Below are 25,003 nucleotides of genomic sequence, written 5' to 3'. Positions count from 1 at the left end.
ACTAAATGACCAGCAATTCCATCGGGACACCAGAACAACTGCGTGATCCCAACTATACGCCTGCCTTACACAGGGCGGTTCCGCTTGGCATTCAGCACGTGCTTGCCATGTTTGTTTCAAACGTCACGCCAGCTATCATCATTGCAGGTGCTGCCGGTTTTGGATTTGGCTCTGATGCGGGGGCGCAGGGCTTTCCGGACATGACCTACATGATCCAGATGTCCATGCTCTTCGCAGGGATCGCCACACTCTTTCAAACCATCGGAATGGGCGCTGTCGGTGCACGGCTGCCAATCGTGCAAGGCACCAGCTTTGCATTCATCCCAATCATGATACCGCTTGTGGCAGGCAAAGGTGTTGAGGCACTGCCTGCGTTGTTTGGTGGTGTTCTGATTGGTGGGTTGTTTCATGCATTTCTCGGCATGTTCATTGGCCGCATTCGTTTTGCATTGCCACCGCTTGTGACTGGCCTTGTGGTGACCATGATTGGTCTGGCGCTGGTGAAAGTGGGTATTCAGTATGCCGCTGGCGGAGTGCCTGCAATCAGCAAGCCTGAATATGGCAGCATGCTCAACTGGTCAGCTGCGCTAATCGTTATTCTTGTGACGCTCGGCCTCAAGTTCTATGCCCGCGGGATACTTGCAGTATCCGCCGTCGTGATCGGCATTCTAGCCGGTTATCTTTATGCGATGATGGTGGGCATGGTGACCATAGATGGTGTTGCTGCAAGTGTGAGCCGGTCTGCTTCTTTTGCTCTGCCAATGCCATTTGTTTACGGCTTCGACTTCAGCCTTGCTGCAGTCATTGGCTTCTGCTTGATGGCATTTGTGAGTGCCGTTGAAACTGTTGGCGACGTTTCCGGCATCACCAAGGGCGGTGCAGGCCGTGAAGCGACTGACAAAGAAATCCAGGGCGCGACTTATGCAGATGGCTTTGGCACTGCGATTGCGGGTGTTTTTGGTGGTTTGCCCAACACGTCCTTCAGTCAGAACGTTGGCCTGATCGCGATGACTGGCGTTATGAGCCGTCATGTGGTGACGATTGGAGCTCTGTTCCTGATCTTGTGTGGGCTGGTGCCAAAAGTTGGCGCGATCATCCGCACCATTCCGATTGAAGTGCTCGGCGGCGGTGTGATCGTCATGTTTGGCATGGTGGTTGCGACAGGTGTCTCCATGCTGTCAGACGTGAACTGGAACCGGCGGAACATGGTGATCTTTGCGATCTCGCTTTCCATCGGTCTTGGATTGCAGCTGGATCCCAAAGCTGTCCAGTATCTTCCAGACACATTGCGCATCTTGATGACCAGCGGTTTGCTTCCTGCAGCACTCATTGCGATTGTGCTGAATCTTGTTCTGCCAGAAGAGCTTTCAGCTGAAGCAACAGAAGAAGTCTCAGGCGGCATGGCATCGCAAGATGATGCCCCAATGAAACCGGCAGGCTCCCAAGCCTAAAGAAACGCCCCTCGCCGCTTTCAGGTGGCGATGGGCGTTGTTTCTAAAGCTTTTGCCAGGAACCGCCGTTTTGAGAGCTTTTCACGGCGGTTTCGATGAACTTCAATCCATCAAGGCCATCTGCAACAGTTGGTAGTTGCTTGCTACAGTCTGGTTCAGGTTGGCCCAAAATCCGCGCACTCAATACATCTGCAAACTCACTGTAAAGTGTTGCGAAAGCTTCCAGATATCCTTCCGGGTGACCACCTGGAATACGCGAGACAGAGTTGGCTGCATCGATTGCATCTGGTCCACCGCGAGTGATGCGATAGCTTGATTTTCCATAGGGCGAGTAGACCAGATGGTTTGGATCCGCCTGCACCCATTCGAGACCACCTTTTTCGCCATAAACGCGCAGCCTCAGACCGTTTTCATTACCCGGAGCAACTTGAGAGGCCCAAAGCATTCCTTTCGCCCCACTCTCGTAGCGTAGCAGCATCTGGACATCATCATCTAACACTCTGCCCTCAACGAAACTGGTGAGTTCGGCTAGAACTTCCGTGGCTTTCATCCCGGAAACGAATGACGCGAGGTTGTAAGCATGCGTGCCGATATCTCCGATACACCCGCCAGCACCGGAACGCTTTGGATCGGTGCGCCAGCTCGCTTGCTTTTGACCGGACTGCTCGATCGGCTCAGTCAGCCAATCCTGCGGATACTCCACCTGCACCAGACGAATTTTGCCAAGCTCACCTGCTTCCACCATGGCTTTCGCCTGCCGCACCATTGGGTACCCGGTATAGTTATGCGTAAGCAGGAAGAGCTTGCCGGTTTCTTCAACCAGCTGAACAAGCTTCTTACTCTCCGCGCTTGTGGTGGTCATCGGCTTATCACAGATCACATGAATGCCAGCTTCCAGCATTGCGCAAGCAGCCGGGTAATGCATGTGATTTGGCGTAACTATTGCCACCACATCCACTGGATCATCCCGAAGAGGCTCTTTTGCTGCCATTTCTTCGAAGGATGTATAAGCACGATCAGGTGCGATGAAGAGTTCTTCTGCCGAAGCTTTTGCTCGCTCAGGATCTGAAGACAATGCACCGGCAACCAGCTCATAGCGATCATCCAACCGTGCAGCTATGCGGTGAACAGCACCGATAAATGCGCCCTGACCGCCACCAATCATACCCAGACGCAGCCGACGTCCCAGTTTCTTCGGAGCATCTAAAACTTTTTGTGATTCAGCTGCTTCAACGGTCATTATGCATTCTCCACATTTCCTAAGCTCTCAAACATCCAATAGCGCCTCAACACTACCAGAGCCTGTAGGATCATTAGGTGTGTGATCTTCAATTGCAAATGGTCTTTCGCAAAAGTGATGGTGTTTTCAGGGAAACTATCTCAAAATCTGCATGTGATTTGCTGCAAACTGAGGCGAGGACACGAATTCTCATGTCAAACACACAAGAGACTACTCAAGCTTACTACGAGGAGAATGCCGAGAGCTTCATCGCCCGCACCTTGCATCTGGATATGACTGAGCATTATCAGCGTTTTCTAAGTAGAGTTCCTGCAGGTGGCCGCGTTCTCGATGCAGGTTGTGGCTCGGGCCGCGATGCTCACGCTTTCAAGCAGATGGGTTTTGAAGTGGATGCTTTTGACGCCTCAAGCGAAATGGCCAAGTCTGCGAGCAAACTCGTAGGGATTGAGGTTCAACAAAATACATTCCAGACGTTCAACAGTCCCCCAATCTACGATGCAATCTGGGCATATGCTTCTCTGCTTCACGTTCCCTATGCCGAACTTCCTCTGGCACTCACCAACCTCAGCAATGCACTCAAAGACGACGGCACCCTCTTCGCATCCTTCAAGCTGGGAGACGGAGAAATCTCACGAGATGATGGTCGCCGCTTCTCCATGATGACCGAAGACCGCTTCAAAGCCATTCTCACGGATGTTCCCAGCTTAGAGCTGCAAGATGCTCGTATCACACAGAGCAATAAGCCTTACAGTAAGGATGAGAAGTGGCTGACGATGATCATTGGGAAGAAAGGCTGATGAGGCAAAGAAATGATGGCGGAGAGTGAGTCCGCATTTCCACAGTCCGCGGCGTTCCTAGGATGTCCGCCAATGTTCTTTTAAATTATTGATATTGATAGATTTTTTATTTTCTCATACCGTATTGGTCCGTCGTCGTCCTCTGCGTTCCTTGCTTGAAGTGGGGGATCAAATGGGGGATCAGAGGCGAGGAAATCCGTATGAGAAGCATTCGTAAACCGCATAAACAGTTGACAGCATTAGCCGCAAAAAATGCAATTGTGCCGGGCAAGTATTTCGACGGCAACGGATTGTACCTTCTTGTAAAGGCCAGCGGAGCAAAGCAATGGATACAACGCATAACAATTCGCAGTAAACGCTGTGAAATCGGTTTAGGTTCTTATCCTTTAACGACATTAGCAGAGGCGAGAGACCGTGCGTATGAGAATAAACGCAAAGCACTAAGAGGGGATGACCCTCTGACAGCCCGCAGGAGGCAAAAAGCCATTTTGACTTTTGAAGCAGCTGCGCGAGAAGTCCATAAAGTGAACCTTCCCACATGGCGCAACGAAAAACATGGCAAGCAATTTATCAGTACGCTGGAAACCTATGTTTTTCCAAAGATCGGAAAAATAAAGGTCTCTGACGTCAGTTCTGCTGATATTCTGGCAGTCCTTTCACCTATTTGGTTGAAGAAGGCGGAAACGGCACGACGTATCAAGCAACGTATTGGCCTCGTCTTGAAATGGGCAATTGCAAAAGGCTGGCGACAAGACAATCCTATAGATGCAATCGCGCAAGCGCTTCCCAAACAAGAAAAGACCAAAGCTCACCACAAGGCGTTGCCCTATTCTAACATCCGCAATTTTCTCTCCGTACTTGACCAATCAGCGGCAAGCCGTTCGGTCAAGCTTGCCCTTGAACTGACCATTCTCACTGCATGTCGAAGTGGGGAGGTGCGTTTAGCTGTTTGGGAGGAAGTTGACCTAACGCTTAAAGTTTGGACCATCCCAGCATCACGCATGAAGGCAAAACAAGAACATAAAATTCCTTTAACTCCGCGTATGGTTTCAATTCTTCAGCAGGCGAAGGAATTATTCGGCGATACCGGATTAATTTTTCCGGGAGCAAAGGAAGGCAAGCCTTTCTCCGATATGACGATGTCTAAACTAGTCAAGGAACTGGGGTTTGATGTGCATGTACATGGCTTCAGAACTACATTTCGAACATGGGCACAGGAGCGGACAAATATTGCCCGTGAGGTCGTAGAGAAAGCTCTAGCCCATACAATTAAGGACAAAGCTGAAGCTGCCTATGCACGCTCAGATCTGCTTGAGAAGCGGCGTGATCTGATGGAGAGGTGGGAGGCTTATATATGCCAAAGAGGCGCAAAGATTATCGCGTTGAGTTAGAGCGGTACTTTTGGTTTCCACACACCACCAACGTGGTCTCTCATTCGAAATTCAAGGCTCTGTTGGATTTTAAATTATGTTCGTACTGTTCTTAGGTCTTCCTTGACTGTATAAATTACGTAACGTAAACTAATAACGCTGATTGGATCAGATTTTCTTTCTTTCCGTAAAACTCAACCCCAATTACTTGGAAAGGAAGACTCATGTCTGAGTTCCATGATCGCTATATTGCGCGGCGAGAAGTCGAGTCCATCCTTGGGCTATCGCGATCAACAATTTATAAACTCCTTGCAAATGGGGACTTTCCTCCCCCTATAAAACTAATCGGACGTACAGTTCGATGGCGTAAAAGCGAAATACTCGCTTGGGCGGATACTCGCGCGGCAGCAAACGCTCCGCGTTAATCTTTGATGACAAATGGGCCGATAATCAACGCATACGAAGCGCCGTATGCGAATGATATCTTATGTTCGTGAACGGTTTACCATGCCAAAAAAGACGTACCCTTACAGCTACTCGGTGATCCGCAAATGGAAGGAACAAGTGATTGATATGGCTGGATTGACGCCCAGCGAGTTCATGGTTGCGAGCGTGTTGGCGGACTTCTTTAACGCAGAAACCGGTTGTGCATTCCCCACTCAGCCAACACTCGCATCCAAAAGTAAAAGGAGTCTTCCTGTAGTTAAGAGATGCATTCGGAAATTAAAAGCAGGCGGTTTCATTAAACCAATCGAAGTTATCAATCAGGTGGGAACCAAAAGATACTTATGTTGTTTCCCGAAACCCCAGACTGGGGTCTATACAGACACTAACCTAGGTCCAAGCAGACCCTACCCTAGGGTCTGTGGAGATCTCCTTAAAACCTACAAAAGCAAAGCAAAAGACAATGCACAAACAAGACCTGCTGAGTTCACTGCAAATCTTCAGCGTCTCGCCAAGATTGATAATCTCTATTTTATTGAGGAAAATGATCCGTTCTGGTCACAACGCATTCATACCCTACCAGTAGAGCTTCAGCCAGAATTACGACAGGGCCGAGATTGTAAGTCCGTATGGGTCGCAACAGAAAATGACCTCGCTGTAGTCTACAATCATCAAAGACAAGCCACCTGATCAGGCTGCACCTAAGATGACTGCTGCATGATCCCTTTATGAAGTAAAAATGCCACTCGGCGAGCAAACTCTAGGTCCGAATGTTCAGCCTTCTCCCTCGGTAATGAGCTTACTAGCTCGGACTCGCGAGTTTCCTTACGGTCAGCCCAGTTCTCTGGGTCCCTCGTTTTCAGAAAGAACATTTGCGCAGTAACATTACCGTCCAAGGCCTTGCGGAACAATGCATTGCTGACTTGAGCGACACCTTCTGCTTTCCCCCGCTCAATGGCATTCAAGAATGAGCTGTGCTGCTTTTTCTTTCGGATGAGGGTAGATTGGTGAACGCCCAATACAGACGCAACCTGACGCTCTGAAAGGCCCTGAGCAGCTAGTTCCCTCACCCGCTGACATAACTCCTCAGTGATTATGAAACATGGACGGCCCCGCTTTTTTTGATCCATCTCCTCCTCCCCTTTTGCAATATTAGCAAAATGTGGAGCGATGCAAAGGCCCTGATTAAAAGAGGACATTGGAGTTTGATTGAGATCTGCCCCACAAGCAAGCAAAGACGCCCCACCAACTTCCATAGGCGATTGATCATACTGCCATACACCTAGCTGACCGAAAACAGGAAACTAATCCGGTTAACGTAAGGGTAATGACATGGAACACGGTTTCAACCTCCCCCTCACCCTTGGAACCAGTCACCAAGACGAAATCACAATGACAAGCTTGGAGATTGCCCGTCTGTGCAATAAGAAGCACCACCACATACGCAGGGACATTGAAAGCATGATTGATGACCTGCCCGACGTAGATCTATCCAGTTTTGGATACATCTATCACGACGCTTACGGACGCGCTCAGCAGTGCTACAAACTGCCCCGTGATTTGGTCATGACTTTAATCAGCGGCTACTCAGTGCCCCTCAGACACGCCATAGTGACGCGACTTGCCGAACTGGAAGCTAAAGCCCCTGCCCCGCTGGATTTCAATGACCCGGACGCTATGGCCCGCTACGCCGTAGAACAGGGGCAAGCCTTCCTTGCGCAGAAGAAAGAGCTTCAGGAAACCAAACAGCAAGTTGAAATGCTGGAAGAAGTCGTAGAGGAATCCGCCCAAAGCGTGAAGTTTGTAGACACGTACGTTTCATCAAGTGGCCTGATCAACATCCGGGACACTGCAAAGCTACTGGAAGCAAACGAACGGTATTTTATAAACTGGCTGGTTTCGACCGGGATTATGTTCAGAGGGGCTAACCGCGTGCTAATGCCGAAGAAAATACACATCACCGCTGGACGGTTCAAAGTTAAAGCCGTGCCCCGCGCAAGTCGGTCCTATAACCAAAGCCTATTCACCAACAAAGGCTTTGAATGGATCTCGAAACTTTGGCGTGATAGGGCTAAGCATCGTTAGCTATCTGTAGCTAACGCTATCAATTGCTATCATTTTTTAATTGACACAAAGCAATATTTGCACAGGGCCGCCGTCCAGCGAACAGCGACTTGGGTCGCTGATCCGATTCATACGCCCCTACAAAGGGCATTGCTGCGTGGGGCGAACCAGGCCCTGGCAACGTCATTAGCAACCCAAATCGTCACATAGCCGCGACGGCGCAGGCTTTCATTATGCTCCGGCCAGTTGTTGACCCGACACGCCGCCTTCGGAAATTTGTCCCGCCGAGAAACATTGTGTTTGAATGGCATAGTAGCAGCTTAGTTCACAAAATTTTGCCTCTACATAAATGCCAAAGACACCTTTATGCAACAACGCCTATGTAAGTTGAAGTAACCTGACAAAGCCCAGTAGGGGAGGGCAGTTTTTAATGCGACCTAGAAAGCTCTTTCAGTTAGAGAAAACTAACAATGGTGCCTATCTGCCTCGGAGGTGGGTGAGTTCCCGACAGATAGGCACACTTGCAGTCAACTGAAGCAACAGAGTTTCAATTGACTAAACTGCCTGCCACGCGAGGGGCGGATGTACTGACAGGCAGGCGTGTTCGAATATTACTCACCCTTAGCAGGTCATTTTATCCGGTACACATTTTTGGAACCAGACTGGCTTTCAAGTGCGATATCAAAACCTGAGAAGGATTTGAATGCAGGCAGGGCTTCAGCATTGTTTTTGACTGTGTAGGTATAGGATTTGTTTTCATCCAGCACCAAAGACCAACTGTTTTTCACCTTTGTCTCAGGAGCGCCAAAAGTGCCCGCCATGTAATCCTTCAGTACGTCCCTGGCATTTGGATTGCCAATGTCAATGAAAGCTTCTCCGGCTTTCATCTTCTTTGCAAAGAACGGATTATAGCTGCTGGCGATAATGACAAAGCGATCATCATCCTGAATAAGCTTGCCCTGATACCGGATATCTTGAACGCGGCCCTCTCCGTCATCTACCTTAAAACCAAAGGAATTATGGGTGGATGGTTTCGTCAGATCGATTTTGTATTCAAGATTCGGGATGGTGTAATACAGGAAAGTCAGATGGTCTGGCTTAATAATAGCCTCATAATCTGCGTCAGGCTCAGCGTACATAGACGCGGAAATTTCCAGCCATTCCTTAATTTCAGCGCCAGAAATTTCTTTAGCTGCCAAAGTGGATGAATAAACCATAGCGCCCACATCGCGCATGTTCACATCGCCCTTAGCAATAGACACAAAATGCATTGGGTCATTGCGATGGACTGCGACCGGCGCAGAAGTGAGGATAGGTAGATCTGTCTCAATATGGTTTTTCGCATATGCCAACTGAGAGTCGCCCACGATCTGATAAACAGTATCATTGGCCAACAAATTGAAATCGTTGCTTAGATCAGTGTCAGTTTTACCTACCGTTTTATCAAACTCAGCAACAATTTTAGCGTGATCGGCCTCAATGCACTGATTGATTTTTGCAAGCTGTTGAGGGGTTTCTGCAATCTCAGAGCTTGGTACTGCGTAACCAGTGCCGCCCTTAACAGTCCAGCCATTATCGTAAGTTAGATCCAGGTCGATGACGCTGAGATGGTCGCCCCACTTACCAGCCTGTGAAGCTGGAACGCCGTGAACGGTTCCTTTCTCAAGATCGACATTTTTTGTCTTTGCGTATTTCTTGCTTGGGAACACTTTGTGAGTGTGGCCGAAAAGGATTGCATCAACGCCAGCCTCGTGCGCCAAATGCCATGTCATGTCTTCCATGCCCTCGATGTATTCGTCATCTTTCAGGCCAGAGTGAGACAGCGCAATAACAATATCCGCGCCTTTGTCCCGTGCTTCCATAGTCCACCAGATAGCCTCCGGCAGCGGATCAACAATATCAATTTTCCCTTCAAGCCATTTTTTGTTTAGGTCCATCGTCTGCACTGGAGTAATGCCAATGTAACCAATATTCAGCGTGTAGGATTCGCCGGTTTCAGAAACGACTGTTTTAGGAATAATCACATACGGTTTGAAATACGGATTCTTGGTTCCGGCGTGATAAACGTTAGACAAGATCGTTGGGAAATTGCCTTTGTCATAGTTGAAATTCAGGTATTCCAGGCCGTTATCAAATTCATGATTGCCTGGTACTGCAACATCATAATTCAGTGAGTTTACCGCGCACATAATCGGCGCACGTGTATCATTTTCAACTGAAGTTGTTTTGGCCAGGTAATCACCGTGAGGATTGCCAGACAGCAAATCACCGGCATCTGCAAGCACTGCGTTTTTAGCTTCAGAGCGATACTTTTCAATTTCAGCAACCAGGCCTACCAGACCATATTTTTTTGATTTCTGGTTAGCGTAATAATCAAAGTCGCTGATATAGCCGTGTACGTCTGCAGTTCCAATCAACCGCAATTTAACATCGTCAGCCGCGATTGCATTTGTTGCTGTCAGTCCCAAAATAACAGGCAACATTAGTTTCATATTTTTCATGTTCACTCCCATTGGCTGCCCCTCCAAAGTTTGCTTGGCGTTTGGAGGGGCGTTGCTGGCTCTAAAAGGCTAAGAAGAAACCAGCAATAGTTGCACTCATAAGATTTGAAAGCGTGCCCGCCAGGACGGCATAAAGGCAGAGCTGAGAAATTTCTGAACGGCGGCTTTTGGCCATCGCACCAAGACCACCAAGCAGCATTGCCGCTGCAGAGAAATTGGCAAAACCACACAATGCAAAGGTGATAATCCCAATAGATCTTTCAGAAAGCGCGTTTGAATCCAGGTATTGTGTGAAGTTGACGTAAGCTACGAACTCGTTAAGCACGAGCTTTTGTCCGATAAAGGTTGCAGCGGTCATCGCTTCTTCAAACGGAATACCGATAATCAGGGCAATCGGAGAGAAGACATAGCCCAAGATCATTTCAAGAGACAGCGTTGGTAGACCAACAAAACCGCCAAACAAACCCAGGATACCGTTAACCAGAGCAATCAAAGCAATGAAGGCAATAAGCATACCGCCAACGTTGATTGCCAGCTTCACGCCATTTGATGCACCGTCTGCAGCCGCATCAATAATGTTGCTTGGCTTTTCAATGCTAACAGCAGATCCACCTTCGCTGTAACGCTCTTTTTCCAGCGCTTCCATATCCTGAGTTTCCGGAAGCAGGATCTTTGCAAACAACAGACCACCTGGAGCGGCCATAAAGGACGCGGCGATCAGGTATTCCATGTTCACGCCCATAGCAGCAAAGCCACCAAGAACGGTCCCGGCGATGGATGCAAGACCACCACACATCACCGCAAACAATTCAGAGCGTGTAAGGCTTTTAATGAAAGGTGCAATCACCAGCGGCGCTTCTGTCTGGCCCACAAAAATATTTGCGGTCGCTGACATTGATTCATATTTACTGGTGCCAAGAAGTTTCTGCAGGCCACCGCCAAGCGCGCGGATAAAGATCTGCATAACGCCAATGTAGTAGAGCACAGAAACTAACGCCGAGAAGAAGACAATCACCGGCAGAACTCTAAATGCGAAGACGAAACCGCCGCCTCCGAAAAGTTCAAACATCTTGTCATCAACCAGCCCGCCAAACAGGAAGGCAATACCATCCTTGGAAAAACCAAGAACCGCATTCACACCGTTTGAAACGAACTGCAGAACGTCTTTCCCAATCGGAACAAACAAAACAAAAGCCCCGATGAAAAACTGGATAAGAAATGCCCCAAGAACCACTCTAAGTTTGATATCTTTACGGTTCATGGAAAAGGCGTAGCCGATACCTAGCAAGGCCATCATGCCAAGCAGACTGAAAATAGGCTGCATGTCCAAATTCCTTATAACTTCATGTCATTGATTTTTGAAAACGTATCAAGCTAGTGATTGATCCAGTTTTCACAGGCCAGCTCAGCAACCTTCATTTCGATATCGTAAGGCACCGGCTGCGGTTCTTTGCTCAGCAGGGAACTAGCCATAGCAATGCGTTCCAGGCTAAGTGTTTGCAGAGCCAAACCGAGGTCCATAATCTCTATTGGATTACCATCGCCAGCCGAAAGATTTACAAGGTTGGCATCAGATAGAAGGAATAGCTCTTTACCGTATTCGGAAATTTGATAAGCGGTGACGTGTGGCCGGATCTGCTCTTGAGATGAACTGAATTCCACCAGAGCCGGAACATCAATCTCACGCTGGAAATGGCCAGCATTGGCAATAATGGTTTTGTCACGCATTAGCTGGAAGTGCTCTTTGCGCAGAACATTATCACGGCCAGTAACGGTAACGACCATATCTGCATCTAACAGCGCGTCTTCCAGGCTGGACGTGTAAAAGCCTTCCATATGAGCTTCCAGACGTACCAGAGAGTTGCTTTCAACAACGGTGACATGTGCCCCCATACCGCGCAAGCGCTGCGCAGTGCCAGCCCCACAATACCCGTAGCCGATAACAACAACCTTTTTACCATGCAGCATTACGTTTGTAGCTCGCATGATGCCATCAACCACGGATGACCCAACGCCGAAACGGTTTTCAATAATACGCTTTGACTGCGTATCGTTGATGATGAGCGTGCTCCATTTGTCAGAGTTGAAATTCTCACGCAAACGGTTTGCGCCGGTCGTGGTTTCTTCCGTTGCGCCTAGCAGCTTTAATTGCAGGCCTGCAAATTCTTTGTCTGTGAAAATCAGCTCATGCAGATCAGCGCCATTGTCTGCAATGATGTCAGGGTCAAAACGCAAAGTCTGTTTGCAGTATTCTGTATGATCTTCAAATGTTTCCTCTCTGCGTGAGAAGACATGAACGCCATAGTCCTTTACCAAAGCTGCAGCGGTTTCATCCTGAGTTGAACCTGGGGAACCAGTAAGCGCAATCTTTGCGCCGCCCTTGGTCAAAGCCTCCATCCAGACACCGGTTTTTGCTTCAACGTGCAGACAGATACTAATAGTCAAGCCTTCAAATGGCTTCTGTTCTTCCATCCGTTCAATAATGCTGCTCATTATAGGCATATGAGATTTAGCCCATTTAATTCGTTTAGTTCCTTCTGGGGCCAAGCTTAAATCAGCAATATCGTAAGGGCGGTCTGCAAGTGTCGCGGTATTGTTTTTTGGCAATGTTGCCTCCCATTATTCCAACGACAGCGCCGCATTAACTTATAACGCTGCGTCGGTTTGTTATTCAGGAAGGCTAACTCGTTTTCAGCACTGAGAATAATACGAGTATTTTATTGCCCATAGAAACTTTCTATGAGTTAATGGATCAATTAAAATCAATAAGGCTAAGTAGAATCATGAACCATGACGCCAAAAACATAAGCAAAATTGACAGCAGATTAATTGGTATAATCCGCCGTCTTAATTTTCGGCAATTGCTGTATTACTGCGAACTTTGCCGTTTCATGAATTTTCGAATGGCCGCTGAAAGTTTGGGAATAAGTCAGCCAACACTAAGCCAGCAAATTGCACAGTTAGAACAAAACCTTGAGTTATCTTTACTTTCCAGATCAACGACGGGATTTAAAATAACGACAGAAGGGCAACAATGCCTGCACCTGATTCAATCCCTGATCAAAAGCACATGTGAAGGCCTGGAAAACATACAAACAAAAGCGCATCAACAAGAGTTGCGAGTTGGAATTCCAAGTTATCAAAATTACAAGCAAATTGATGAACTGCTAAAGGGTTTCAAAAAAGCGTATCCAAGCATTTTTACGCATCTGATTGAACTAACAGCCGTTGAGATGTGTGAGGAACTTGCTAACAGAAAGCTTGATATCGCTTTTATGTCGCAGCCAACCCCATTGGAACTACCCAAAAATTTGGAAACTCTTGTGTTCTGGTCTGCCCCATATGAACTATGCCTTTCAAAATCTCACGAAATGGCATCGAAAACCGTACTCACTGCACAAGACGTTTCCCAGTTGCCTCTCATCCTTTTGCCGAAAAAACCACATTCGGCTCAATACAATTTTCAAATTGAGGCACTGAAAGAAGTTGGTGCCACTCCTCAGATTTACCCGTCTGCTGTGACCAATGTGATATCCCAAATCAGTTTGGCCGCATCCGGAGCAGGGGCTTGTATGGTGGTGCCAAATACAACGGAACTCGGATCTGACGTTTGTTCAATCCCGACAGATCCACCGTTGCCAGAAATGAAAATGTGCATTTTCTGGAATAAGAAAAACCTAAACCCTCTTGCTGAGCGATTTATTTTATTTGCAAAAGGCAATGCTCTGGCCAACGGCAATCTTTAACCCGACTGTCCATAGTCAAATGAAGTTAGGCGGCATTGCCAAATTAACTGAGTTAGGTTTCCAGATCGCTTTTATGGGCGATTTTATGCAGTCATTTCAGCTACATAGTGAGATCAAAGCCCAATGGCATCGGATCTTGTATGACGATAAGAATGAGAGGCAAGTTTGTAACGGCGGGGACGGTAGATGATGTTGATCTGGTCGTGGCTAGAGAGGAACCGCTACGCTTGCCAGAGTGACTTGAACTGTCCCATTATTTTCTCCCGCTTTCTTGTCGCTCGGTGGGAATTTTCGATACTTTTATTTAATCCCTTTTGAGCACGATGATCTGCATCAGGGGCCAGAGTTTTGAGCGGCTTGATGTAGCTGCGCAACTTGTCTGTTACGACAACCCTTGGTTCGCGAATTTCTTGACAAGTCTATTGAAAACCGCCTGGCAACCTTGGTGTGGGGAGTAATAAAATTTGATACTGAAGAGCCCATTTGCTGACCTTCAATGGTAGACTGGCATTTGCGGGTGCAGCAAGTCGCCTTGACCCAAACCAGTCATTCAGAGCGGAGCAAAACTGTCCGCTAGTTCTCAGGAGCAAAAGGTTCACTCATTCAGCAGCAGTTCCGCCATATCGTCTAACTTAAGCTTGGTCGCCTTCCAACTCGGATCATATCGATCCAGCAACGCATAGAATGCAGGACTGTGATTGTGCTCTTTGTGGTGACATAGCTCATGAAGAAGCACATAGTCGATGCAATCCCGAGGGGCTTTCACGAGGAAAGGGTTAAGCTGAACGGTACCATCCACTGAACATCCCCCCCATCGCTTCTCAGTATCCATGAAATAAAACTGCGGACGCTGGGCAATCCAAGGCAGGCGTTCACCAATAACTTCCAGCCTTTTACCAAGATACGTCTGAGCACGAACCTTATACCACCCCCGGAGGCGACCTCTGATCACCTGAGGGTTCGTATTTTCTGACCTTACTTCAATGCAACCACCGCGCAGTTTCACGCTGCGGTCCGCTTTCGGAACTTCGAGCACCTTAAGTTTGTATCTGCGCCCCAGATAGAACGCAGCCTCACCGCTTACATAGTTGCGCTCCAGAACGTGCTCTTGGCGTCGCAGAGACTCTTTCACATGTTCGTAGACCCATCGCCCCCGCCGCTTAACAGCAGCTTCTATTGAGGCCTGAGAAGCTTCTGGTGGAGCTTCAACAATCACCTTGCCATCTGGTTCAACATGGATCGCTACTTTCCGCTTCTTCCCCTTCGATGCCTGCACCGAATAGGGAATGCGCTCAGCCCCATATACAAAAACATTCTGGGCATCATCGGAAGTCATCGCGGCTAACGCCTTTCCGGGTTTTGTCGATGATCTTATCTATGAGGGTATTCGCCATTTCCAGTCCGCCATACTGCTTGAAGAAGTGGGGCAGCAGCTTTTGCTTTATTTGCTGATAGATCGCTTCCTGTGACAAGGTGTTTGCAGCAACAGCTTCGTTCACGATGGTGTCTATGTGCATTGCATCTTTGATGAAGTGATCTTCACCATGATCCTCCAGCCCATGGTCTGCGACAGCAATCCTAAAGATACCGTAGTAGGCACGTTGATGCTTGTTGCTTCTGATAGCTTCAGGAGTGTCCGGAGCAGCACCTTGGTTGACTGTGTCTTCCAGATCTTTGAAGAGATCATATTGTAGATGCGGGTGTTCAAAGCTCGCCTTCGCTTCTTCGATGGCTTTACGCAGCAGTTCGGAGAAGACAGCCTGAGCATATGGATCATCGTCAAGGTCTTCTTCAATGGTTTTGCGGAGCCTGCTGGAGATCGTATCGGCCTCGTTTTGTGCTCTCTCGTCACTCCAGTCTTTGGGGTCGTCGCCATCCTCTGGAACTTCACCCATCTTATTGACGTCGAGAATACCTTCAGGGTCATGAACTTTGACACCTGTAACTTCCCGATCCACCAGATCCCGAATTTGTTTTTCGTAGGCTGAATAGTCCACGGTCTCCTGAGCATCCAATCGGGCTTGCGCACGGATCTCGGTGAAGAACTTCAAATCCTTCTTGTAGCTGTCGACCTTAGCATCTGGAAATGTAGGGTCTTTGAAGAACCAAGAAGTTGAAAGGGCCATCTTTAAGCACATCCCAAAACTGGTGAGTGCCTCATAAAAGTCGTCGCGGATTTTCTGGGACTGGTCATAGGAAACACCAGCCTCATCTGCCACCATGCGAGGGATAAGCACTTGACGGAAGGCCTCACGGTCGTGCTTATTTTTAACATCAGAGAAGATTGCCCAGAGCTTTCTATGCAAATCTGGCAGACGCTTATACTCCACATCAACGCGGCTGTATGTTCCCTCTAAATCCTCAGGGTCATACCCTTGAACGGTCTTGGCTTCCAGCTCCTGATAGTCTTGTAAGGAGGTATCCAGCTCTTTCAGAATGCCACGATAGTCCACCAGATAGCCGAACTGTTTGTCCTCATGGAGACGGTTCACACGGGCAATAGCCTGAAGCAGGTTGTGCTCCTTGATGTTCTTGTCGATGTAAAGCACCGCGTTTTTAGGCTCATCAAAGCCTGTTAGCAGCTTGTCGACAACGATGAGCACATGCGGAGCGCCTTCTGTCCCGAAGTCCTCAATTACCCCGTTTTCGTAGGTCTCGGCATCAGCTCCCACGTTTTCCCTCCACCACCGCTGTACTTCCGGCGCGTTGGCGGCATTAGTATCTTCATGGCCTTCTCGCGTGTCTGGAGGCGAGATAACAATGGCTGAGGTGACTTTACCGATCCGGTCCAGTTCTCGCTTGTAACGGATCGCAGAGAGCTTACTATCCGTGGCAAGCTGTGCCTTAAGCCCCAGATCCTTGAAGTTATCGGAGAAGTGTTTGGAAAGGTCGCGTGCAATGAGAGCGATGCGGCGCTCAGAGCCATAAACCAAGCCTTTGCTGGAGTTCTTGCGCTTGAAGTCAGCCTTCTGGGCATCTGTCATGCCATCGGTGATGTCGTCGAACTGGTTATCGACAGCGGCATCATTGATGTCCACCTCAGGGCGCCGTTCTTCATAGAGCAAAGGCGTGACCGTACCATCTTCAACAGCCCGCTGCATGGTATAAGCGTGAAGGATTTTGCCGAACTTGTTGCGGGTCTTGTCTTCTTTGAGCAGCGGAGTGCCTGTGAAAGCGATATAAGCTGCATTGGGTAGCGCCAGACGCATGCGTTCATGGTTTTCACCGCCCTGGCTTCGATGCCCTTCATCCACTAGCACGATCAGGTCTTCGCTCTCGTTCTTGCATTCCGGCAGTTTGGCGGCGGAGTTGAACTTTTGCAGCAGGGTGAACATGATGCGTTCATCACCCTTGCCGATCTTCAGGGCTAAATCCTTACCAGACCCAGCTCGCGCGCGAGCCCCATCCTTTTTGGCTGCAACGGCAGACCCAAACGCACCGCCAGACAAGAACGTTGCAGAAAGCTGTTTCTCCAGATCCGTCCTGTCCGTTATGACGATAACGCGGCAGTTGGCTGTTTCCGGGTTGAGGAGTAAAGCGCGACACAACAGCACCATGGTGTAAGACTTGCCGGAGCCTGTGGTGTGCCAGATGACGCCGCCCTCTCGCCCTCCTTCAGGCTTCCTATCTCCAACGGTTTCCAGCATCGCTTTGACGCCGAAAACCTGCTGGTATCTGGCAGCGATCTTTCCGGCTTTTTTGTCAAACAGAATGAAGTAGCGCAGGAAGTCCAGCAGTCGCTCTGGCTGAAGCAGCCCCATTAGGAGCCTGTCTTGCTCTGTAACACTCACGTCCTGCGACCAGAGCTTTGTGAAGTGGTCTTTTGCTTTTGCATCTGCATCCTTCAGGAGCGATCTACAAGCATCTTCGGACAGTTTCAGGTTCTTAACGTGATGGATTTGCTCATCACTGATTTTGTCCTCTCGCCACGCACTCCAGAATTTCAGTGGTGTGTTTGTGGTGCCGTAGCGCCCAGCGGTGTCGGCAATGGACAGCAGGAGCTGGGCGTAAGCATAGAGGGACAGAATACCGTCTTGTTGTTGATTGCGCAGGTGCTGGCTGATGCCCTCCTCAACCATCTTATCGTCTTTGGAGCCAACGGGGCGCTTGGCTTCAATCACAGCAACGGGAATGCCATTGAGGAAACCGACGATATCAGGGCGATAGGTCTGGCTACTCCCTTCTCGCTCTACACTCATCTCTGTGGTGACTTCAAACGTGTTTGCTGCCACATTCTCCCAGTTTACCAGCGGAACCGTGAGGCTGAGCTTTTTACCCTCACGCACCTCGCTAACCGTGACGCCGTAAAGCAGATGCTTGTAGAGCCTTTCATTTGCAGCAAGCAGGCCCTCGTTGATGCCGAGGTTCTTCAGCACCTTGAGAACCTGGACCTTGGCGCTGACACTCAGAGCATAGCCCTCTGCCGTTCGATAAGCCTCCAAATGCTTCGCAATGGTATCTTCCAGCAGAACAGCACGAAGCGAACCACGGCGGCGCGTACACACCTCGGGGCTGATATAGGTCCAGCCCATATTCATCATCAGCGCAAGCGCCGGGATCTTGGAGGACGCATCTTCACGGGTGTCCGGGCGGGAAGAAAGCGGCGGCATCTGGTTCATGTTGGTCCCAAATCAGGCAAATCAATTGCTTGAGTTGTAACATGAAATAAGCACACGCACAGCTTTGATGACCTGCGCGTTTGTATGCAGACACAAAAACTTATCCCCGCCGCGTACAAGCTGCCGCATACTAAGTACATGTTCACGCATTCGGGCAGCTGGCGGACCGACCGTCAGTGCGGCGTGGGCAGGGCGGGGCTACCGGATGAAGTAACGCATCATCTGGCAGGTCCGTGGAGGTTCCCCTTTCGCCAACAGTGTTGAGGGATAGCGGATGTCCGGCCAGACCAGAGGGCGCCAGCACTGAGACCTGAGGCTTTCCAACGGCCTTAAGTCTTCCAAGTGTCTTTTGGACCCTGGCTTTAGCCTCCTGCAAAAACGCCCGGGCAAGGCACCAGCCAATGCCGAAGAAACATTTTTTAACAAGTAGCGCAGGTATTGCCTGTGTGCCTTGCCCATCCCGTTCTTCGGGAGATCCTAATCACAACACTGCATGGGAGGCCACGCGGTGTTCTTACTGCTTGCGCTGCCATTGCACCACTACCGTCGTACCGCGTTCAGAACGAGAACCAGAGACGCAGGAGCAAGGTGCTCTGGGTCCCTGATCAAGTCAGGGATGACGGTGGAGAGGGAGGCACGGTCATCGCTAAACGCACGGCAGAAAGGGGGACGGTCATTGCTAAATGTAGCGCTAAGATGCTGGGGCGATGGGGCAAGGTGTTCACCTGCCACACCGCTGTCACGGCGGGGCAGATTTACCGTCTCCACCGCCGCCATCCCGGAAAAGCCTAGCGCTTATCCGGGAACCAGAGCGAAACACGCAGTCCTCACGGACAAAACGACTGCCCCGCACCTATGAAAAGGACCAGAGACTGCCAACATGCCCCACTCACACAGTCAAAAGCTCAAGCAGCCTCTTCCACCTTCACCCGCTTCTTGCCCGTCAGCAACTGCTGCATGAGGGCGCGTTTTTCGGTGCGGAGGTGGTTGAGTTTCCCTGTAAGTATTAGTATCTGCAAGCGCGCATTTTTAAAGGCATCCCCAATCTGCAACTGCTCATCAGCACTCGGATTTAAAACATGGTAGTTTTGAATGTCCTTGTTGCTAATGTGCGGGATCGCTGTGACTGTCTTTGTCGCTTCTACGTGCTTTTGGAACTGAGGGCTTTCAATCAACGCATACAAGAAGCTCGGACAGGCGTTAGGCTTTGCACGGAGCCTAGCGACACGCTGTACTAGCAACATCGGGTTATCCTGCACACAGTCAACAAATGCGTGACTACTTCCCACTAAAGCACCGTCCATGGCAATTAGGATGTCATCCTTTTCAATTAGATAACGTTCGAACCCTTTAGTGTCAGACCAACACCTCGTTATATTCTGTGACCAATCAAGGCGGCCACGTTTTACGTTTGATCCACGAACGAGCTTTACGCCGCTTTCTGAAAATCCACTGCTATTGAACGGATGACCTACTAATATGTCGCACACATCCCCCAGCTTCACAGTCTTCCACTCGCTGCCCTCGAAGCCCTTGAGGCGGTGGGTGCCGGTGAGTAGGTGTTGCATGAGGGCGCGTTTTTGGGCTTCAGCGTTCTTCAGTTGCTTCTCGGCAACCTCAATGGCCCGATCCCACGTCCCCAGTATCTCCGCGATCTTCTTTTGCTCTGGGAGGGGTGGGAGCAACAACTTTGTTTTCTCGATTGCGGCCTTGTTTAGCTTTACCATGGACTTGCTGGTCCCTGCGGCAGCAGACCTTAGTTGAGACTTAACTGGCTGAGACCATAATTTTTGTTCAAGGTACTCAGGATACGCTATCGTTTCATCTGGTCGAAAGCGCATCATCAAATCAGGATACGAACAGTTCTCCACCTCATCTCGAAACATTGCAGAGTAACCTACCCGTTCCGGTGTATTTGCTCGGCTGATAAGGAAGTCTCCCTTTTGCAACATGGCTCGTTGCACCTCTCCGTTGTCAGGAGCTGCCTTGACTGCGGCCCCATCAAAGCCACTACCCGTGAGTGCATTAAGCGCAAGTACCCAGATACCTGTAGGTTGCTCCGGTGCAATTGGTGAGTATCCATTTTTCAAAGGGCTAGATAGCAAAGAACCCAGTGTTGACAATCTCCAACCCTCAGGCACCATAACCCAGCTCCTTCAGGTAGGCGTCCATTTTGGCTTCCAGCTCGCTCATCTCTGCCTTCAGCTGTTCGCGCTCGGCGCGCACGGCCATGAGGTCGATCTCTTCTTCTTCCTCAAAGGTGTCCACATAGCGCGGGATGTTGAGGTTGAAATCGTTGTCCTTCACCTCGTCCAGCCCTGCCACATAGGCGTATTTCTCCGCAGTCTGCCGTGCCGTGTAGGTCTTGACGATCCTGGCGATGTGGGACTCGTTGAGCTGGTTCTGGTTGGTGCCCTCCACGTATTCGCGGGAAGCATCAATGAACAGCACGGAGTTATCCCCCTTGCCCTTTTTGAAGACTAAAATAGCTGCTGGAATGCCGGTGCCGAAGAACAGTTTTTCCGGCAGACCAATCACAGCGTCCAGCAGGTTTTCTTCAATCAGAGCCTTGCGGATTTTGCCTTCGCTGGAGCCCCGGAACAACACGCCATGGGGCACAACCACCGCCATGCGGCCTGTGTTATCCTTCAGGGTCTCCACCATGTGGGAGATAAAGGCATAATCGCCCTTGGTTTTTGGGGGCAGTCCACGGCTGAAACGTCCGAAGGCGTCTTTTTCTGCCTGTTCTATGCCCCATTTATCGAGGCTGAACGGTGGATTGGCGACCACCACGTCAAACTTGCGCAGGGCATCCTCACGGGTGCGCAGTTTGGGGTTGCGGATGGTATCGCCCCATTCAATCTGGTGGTTGGTCTCGCCGTGCAGGAACATGTTCATCTTGGCAAGCGCCCAGGTGGAGCCAATGGCCTCCTGACCAAACAGGGCGTAGGTCTTCTTGCCGGTCCTGCTGCTGATCTGGCGTCCGCACTTCATCAGCAGGGAGCCAGAGCCACAGGTAGGATCACAAATCTCGTCGCCCTCCTGCGGGGTGACCAGCTCCGCCATCAACTCGGAGACCTCCGCCGGGGTATAAAACTCACCGGCCTTTTTGCCAGCGGTCGCCGCAAAACGGGAGATCAGGTATTCATAGGCCCCGCCAATAACGTCCAGATTGCCCACACGGCTCGGGCGCAGGTTCATCTCGTCCTTGGCAAAGTCCTCCAGCACATGGCGCAGAATGTCATTCTTCTGCTGCTCATCTCCCAGCTTGTTGGAATTGAACGAAATATCCTGAAACACATCGCGCAGCTTGGCACCGTTGGCCTCTTCAATGGCTGTGAGCGCCACATCAATGCGCTCGCCGTTGCCGGGCTGGTGCCGCTTTTCATAAAGGGCATAAAAGCCAGCATCTTCGGGCAGGACAAAAGCCTCGCTCTTCATCATCTCCGCAATCAGCTCAGGCTCATCCCCATATTGCTGCTGGAACCCATCATAATGATCCTGCCACACATCCGAGATGTACTTGAGGAACAGCATGGTCAGGACGTAGTCCTTGTAGATGGAGGGATCGACCACCCCCCGGAAGGTATCACAAGCCCCCCAGGCGGCCTTGTTGATCTGATCTTGCGAAACACGCGCAGCTGACATGGAGATTTCCTGAATGCACTATAGATTGAGCGGGACTGTAAGGGCGCGGCGGCTTTGCAGAAAGAGCGAATTGCCGTAGAGCACAGAGTTTTCAATAGATGCCAACAAGCACACCTAGGATCAATGAAGAGCCTAAGTTTTCATTCTAGCGGTGAAGTTCCGGAGGAAGTAGTACGTCCTTTGGGAATGCGTCACTTAACTCATACACAGCTTTTGCAGTGGGGGATCAATTGGGGGATCAGCAATCACACCAATCAAAATAATACATAAAAATCAGATAATTAATAAACACAATGGCGGAGAGTGAGGGATTCGAACCCTCGGAACACTTGCGTGCTCAACGGTTTTCGAGACCGCCCCGTTCGACCACTCCGGCAACTCTCCAGCTTGATCCTCTCTTTGAGGATTGCAGGACCTTATAAAGAAGCTTTCCCTTGGGCAAGCCCTGCGGCTTCTATGCCGCAGATAACTCACAGCTGACCTTACTCAGGCACAAAAAACGCAGTGAGCGAGCCCACTGCGTTGAAATAATTGCAAATTTTAAGAGGCTTAGGCTGCCTGAACATCCTCAAGGAATGCTTTGATCGAGCGATTAAACTGATCAGCCTCTTCCGAGATGTTGTCGGCCTGATTGTTGATGTCCTCAGCCGTTTTGGTGGAGTTTTCGATGGTGTTGGCAACTTCAACCATTTCAGACTCGCCAATGCGGGATTGATCAGATGCGTCTGTCACAGAGCGGGCAATTTCACCCACGGTTACAGACTGCTGTTCTACGGCTGCAGCTACGGCAGAAGAGCTGGTGGACAACTTTTCCATCATGCTGGTTACCTTTTCAATGGAACCAACCGCATCTGTAGACACCTGCTGGATTGCATGGATCTGCTGAGAGATCTCCTCAGTCGCAGTAGTGGTCTGGTTTGCCAAATGCTTCACCTCAGATGCCACAACTGCAAAGCCTTTGCCCATCTCACCTGCACGAGCCGCTTCAATAGTCGCGTTGAGTGCAAGAAGGTTGGTCTGGTCGGCAATATCCTTAATGAGGTTGACGACCTGGCCAATGCGAGACGCAGACTCTGCAAGCTCCTGAATTGTCTTGGAGGTGTTGATGACAAGACTACCAACTTCATCCGCAACATCTTTGGAGTTTACAGCTTCAGAAGCCACTTCTTTGATGGAGAGAGACATTTCCTCACTGGCGGACGCCACCGTTGCAACAGAAGAAGAGGCATGACTGACGGCTTCTCCAGCCTTGCCTGCTTTGTCAGAGACACTTTCAACGGTGACGTTCAATGCAAAGGAAGCTTCATGCAGTGACTGGATTGCTGAGTTGAAACCGTCGCCCGCAGCTGTTGCTGCTCTTTCAAACTCACGCACCAGCATGGCCACTTTTTGCTCACGCTCCTGACGACGGTTGTTGTCTTCATCCCGCTCATCGTTGAGCTGATTGCGCTCAATGGCATTGGCACGGAACACTTCGAGGATCTTTGCCATCTTGGCGAACTCGTCGCGGCCATTGGTGCCTTCAATATCGATTGAGACATCCCCCTTTGCCAGTACGCTCATGGCCTGATGCAGATTAGCCAGCGGACGAGAAATACGCCATGCAATGTAACCAGCGATCATCAGACCGATGACGCCCATTGCGCCGGCCTGCAACAAAAAGCGCTGCATGCTGGCAGCGGAAGCTTCATGGTGCAGTGCTGTTGCTTCTTGTTCTCCTGCAACACCGAAATCGTTGAGCTGCTGCGCTGCCGGGATCATCTCATCCAGCTGTTCCAGCGCGAACACCATTTCTTCCTGAATGTCCGCATTCAGGGTTTCGATTTCTTCTAGTGTTTCAGTGTAAGTGGCCCAGAGTTCATTGACCTTGGCAGATGTTTCTTCTGGCATCTTCGCGGTTTGGATAACCATGCCAAACTGCTCGATACGGCTCTTGAAGGTGCTCTTTTCAATTTCGTAGCCATCAACGCCAATGGTCCACTCCATCGCCTGAAGGTCTTTCAGCAAGCCCGCAACACGGTGTGTATCTTTGCTGACGTTCAGCTGGCGGCGTGCCTTGTTGATTTCCAGCTGCATTGTGGAGCTTGCACCTTGGAGGACTGAAATGAGGCCTCCGTCAGAGTTAGTACCACGCTCCAGCGTCGCTTCTACAACGGCACCGAATGTCTCAGAGAACCCGTAGGCATAGCCTTCCAGATTGTCGTAGAGCTCATCTTCGATGCCCGGAACGTTCAGCTCGCGTGTTTCTTCAACCAATACAACAACGCGCTCGCGGGCCTCTGCAGCAATATCAGCGGCCTCTGCTTTTGGGTGAAGCAAAAACTCTCCCCCAATTGCGCGCATACGGTCAACCGCAGCACTAATCGCCTGAGCGTTTTGCATCAGTTGATTGTAGGTCTGCGTGTTTTTTTGGAACTCATCATTTTGACTATTCATTTGGGAGAGGGAAATCAGTGCCCCACCCAGCACAAGTATCGGCAGTAATCCAAGGGCCGTAACTCTCGTTACGACGGAATATATCCAGGCGAACTTTGGAATGCGCATTTTATGCCCCCCGCACGTATGCGGTTTAATTCATTGGATGATAATGATCGCGAGATTGTCACAGTCATTCCATATTGAGCGCCCAATCCTCCCCTAGCACTTGTATGGAACATGCACAAATCGCGTTGCCCTATTGTTGGCTGGCGAAGGTTTATCGATCCTTAAACCAATCGTAGAATGGGCGTTTAAACGCAGCGGAATAGGTATTTGGACGTAACAATTAGATCGTAGGTATAAATCTGTTTGCGCAACCATAGCGCGAATCACTCCGGCACTGGAGCGTTCTTTGAAAGTTGATCTTATGTGACATAGATCTCACCACTCGTATTTCTAATATTTTTGGCGAGATTCTGCGTTGACATTCCAGAATGCCTGCGTATATTCCAGCAGCTCAATAAATTGCGGGTAATCCCGCTTTTCCGCGCTGTCCGAGGCAAGACATCGAAATCGCCTTCTGGTTTTTCCAGAGTTTGCGGTCGATCTCCCCACAGAGGGACGTTCCCAGAGCAATTAGGGAAACGGTCGAACAAGTTCGCAGAAACCTGCGACGCCGAAGGGTGCGCTTAGATAAGAAGGACA

The 25,003-nt window shown here is 49.8% G+C and carries 17 protein-coding genes, 1 tRNA gene and 1 pseudogene; 7 read left to right on the top strand and 12 right to left on the bottom strand.

Features of this window, described 5'->3' with window-relative positions; genetic code table 11:
* Positions 1 to 5: 5 nt before the first annotated feature.
* Positions 6 to 1,451 carry a uracil-xanthine permease family protein gene (locus tag PSE_RS03655; protein ID WP_014283613.1) on the top strand — a complete coding sequence of 482 codons (1,446 nt, stop codon included), beginning with the start codon at positions 6 to 8 and terminating at the stop codon, positions 1,449 to 1,451.
* Positions 1,452 to 1,494: 43 nt separating this feature from the next.
* Here PSE_RS03655 and PSE_RS03650 read toward each other — a convergent pair whose 3' ends face one another.
* Positions 1,495 to 2,691 (bottom strand): Gfo/Idh/MocA family protein, encoded by a 1,197-nt coding sequence (locus PSE_RS03650; RefSeq protein WP_014283612.1) that lies wholly within the window; start codon positions 2,689 to 2,691, stop codon positions 1,495 to 1,497.
* A 191-nt stretch (positions 2,692 to 2,882) separates the two neighbouring features.
* Between PSE_RS03650 and PSE_RS03645 the strand changes: the two genes are divergently transcribed.
* The 4 genes from PSE_RS03645 to PSE_RS03635 all read left to right on the top strand — a co-directional run bounded on the left by PSE_RS03645 (position 2,883) and on the right by PSE_RS03635 (position 5,992).
* On the top strand, positions 2,883 to 3,488 hold the full coding sequence (locus PSE_RS03645; RefSeq protein WP_041767924.1) for a bifunctional 2-polyprenyl-6-hydroxyphenol methylase/3-demethylubiquinol 3-O-methyltransferase UbiG: 606 nt from the start codon (positions 2,883 to 2,885) through the stop codon (positions 3,486 to 3,488).
* Positions 3,489 to 3,688: 200 nt separating this feature from the next.
* Positions 3,689 to 4,879 carry a site-specific integrase gene (locus tag PSE_RS03640; RefSeq protein WP_014283610.1) on the top strand — a complete coding sequence of 397 codons (1,191 nt, stop codon included), beginning with the start codon at positions 3,689 to 3,691 and terminating at the stop codon, positions 4,877 to 4,879.
* 203 nt (positions 4,880 to 5,082) lie between these two features.
* Positions 5,083 to 5,283: an AlpA family transcriptional regulator gene (locus tag PSE_RS27835; RefSeq protein WP_083841544.1), complete on the top strand. Its 201-nt coding sequence runs from the start codon at positions 5,083 to 5,085 to the stop codon at positions 5,281 to 5,283.
* 82 nt (positions 5,284 to 5,365) lie between these two features.
* The gene (locus PSE_RS03635) at positions 5,366 to 5,992 is read left to right on the top strand and encodes a helix-turn-helix domain-containing protein (RefSeq protein WP_041767921.1); all 627 of its coding nucleotides are present in this window, start codon (positions 5,366 to 5,368) and stop codon (positions 5,990 to 5,992) included.
* Between the two features lie 11 nt (positions 5,993 to 6,003).
* Here the strand turns inward: PSE_RS03635 and PSE_RS03630 are convergent, their stop codons facing one another.
* Positions 6,004 to 6,558 carry a phage terminase small subunit gene (locus tag PSE_RS03630; protein WP_014283608.1) on the bottom strand — a complete coding sequence of 185 codons (555 nt, stop codon included), beginning with the start codon at positions 6,556 to 6,558 and terminating at the stop codon, positions 6,004 to 6,006.
* A 76-nt stretch (positions 6,559 to 6,634) separates the two neighbouring features.
* Between PSE_RS03630 and PSE_RS03625 the strand changes: the two genes are divergently transcribed.
* Positions 6,635 to 7,387, top strand: a complete 753-nt coding sequence (locus PSE_RS03625; RefSeq protein ID WP_014283607.1) for a phage antirepressor KilAC domain-containing protein — start codon at positions 6,635 to 6,637, stop codon at positions 7,385 to 7,387.
* A 608-nt stretch (positions 7,388 to 7,995) separates the two neighbouring features.
* Here PSE_RS03625 and PSE_RS03620 read toward each other — a convergent pair.
* The 3 genes from PSE_RS03620 to PSE_RS03610 form a co-directional block, all read right to left on the bottom strand.
* On the bottom strand, positions 7,996 to 9,867 hold the full coding sequence (locus PSE_RS03620) for a metallophosphoesterase (protein ID WP_158309177.1): 1,872 nt from the start codon (positions 9,865 to 9,867) through the stop codon (positions 7,996 to 7,998).
* 61 nt (positions 9,868 to 9,928) lie between these two features.
* The gene (locus tag PSE_RS03615) at positions 9,929 to 11,191 is read right to left on the bottom strand and encodes a NupC/NupG family nucleoside CNT transporter (RefSeq protein ID WP_014283605.1); all 1,263 of its coding nucleotides are present in this window, start codon (positions 11,189 to 11,191) and stop codon (positions 9,929 to 9,931) included.
* Between the two features lie 50 nt (positions 11,192 to 11,241).
* Positions 11,242 to 12,474 carry an adenosylhomocysteinase gene (locus tag PSE_RS03610; protein WP_051125871.1) on the bottom strand — a complete coding sequence of 411 codons (1,233 nt, stop codon included), beginning with the start codon at positions 12,472 to 12,474 and terminating at the stop codon, positions 11,242 to 11,244.
* A gap of 140 nt (positions 12,475 to 12,614) precedes the next feature.
* Here PSE_RS03610 and PSE_RS03605 point away from each other — a divergent pair, with 140 nt between their 5' ends.
* Positions 12,615 to 13,613, top strand: a complete 999-nt coding sequence (locus tag PSE_RS03605; protein ID WP_014283603.1) for a LysR family transcriptional regulator — start codon at positions 12,615 to 12,617, stop codon at positions 13,611 to 13,613.
* Positions 13,614 to 13,726: 113 nt separating this feature from the next.
* Here the strand turns inward: PSE_RS03605 and PSE_RS26885 are convergent.
* From PSE_RS26885 to PSE_RS03565, 7 genes and pseudogenes are all read right to left on the bottom strand, one after another.
* Positions 13,727 to 14,014, bottom strand: a pseudogene (locus PSE_RS26885) (DDE-type integrase/transposase/recombinase); the annotation flags it as partial.
* Between the two features lie 194 nt (positions 14,015 to 14,208).
* Entirely contained in the window at positions 14,209 to 14,949 is a 741-nt protein-coding gene (locus PSE_RS03595) for a M48 family metallopeptidase (protein ID WP_014283602.1), read from the bottom strand.
* Positions 14,936 to 18,232 (bottom strand): type I restriction endonuclease subunit R, encoded by a 3,297-nt coding sequence (locus tag PSE_RS03590; RefSeq protein WP_014283601.1) that lies wholly within the window; start codon positions 18,230 to 18,232, stop codon positions 14,936 to 14,938. Before PSE_RS03590 ends, PSE_RS03595 begins: the two co-directional genes overlap by 14 nt.
* Before the next feature lie 905 nt (positions 18,233 to 19,137).
* Positions 19,138 to 20,376 (bottom strand): restriction endonuclease subunit S, encoded by a 1,239-nt coding sequence (locus PSE_RS03580; protein WP_014283600.1) that lies wholly within the window; start codon positions 20,374 to 20,376, stop codon positions 19,138 to 19,140.
* The gene (locus PSE_RS03575) at positions 20,366 to 21,880 is read right to left on the bottom strand and encodes a type I restriction-modification system subunit M (protein WP_014283599.1); all 1,515 of its coding nucleotides are present in this window, start codon (positions 21,878 to 21,880) and stop codon (positions 20,366 to 20,368) included. The genes PSE_RS03580 and PSE_RS03575 overlap by 11 nt, the downstream gene beginning before the upstream one ends.
* Positions 21,881 to 22,174: 294 nt before the next feature.
* Positions 22,175 to 22,264: transfer RNA gene (locus tag PSE_RS03570), tRNA-Ser, on the bottom strand.
* A gap of 165 nt (positions 22,265 to 22,429) precedes the next feature.
* The gene (locus tag PSE_RS03565) at positions 22,430 to 24,424 is read right to left on the bottom strand and encodes a methyl-accepting chemotaxis protein (protein WP_208998077.1); all 1,995 of its coding nucleotides are present in this window, start codon (positions 24,422 to 24,424) and stop codon (positions 22,430 to 22,432) included.
* Positions 24,425 to 25,003 lie beyond the last annotated feature (579 nt).

This window comes from Pseudovibrio sp. FO-BEG1, assembly GCF_000236645.1.
Taxonomy (GTDB): domain Bacteria; phylum Pseudomonadota; class Alphaproteobacteria; order Rhizobiales; family Stappiaceae; genus Pseudovibrio.
This window is presented reverse-complemented; position numbering and strand designations above follow the sequence as displayed.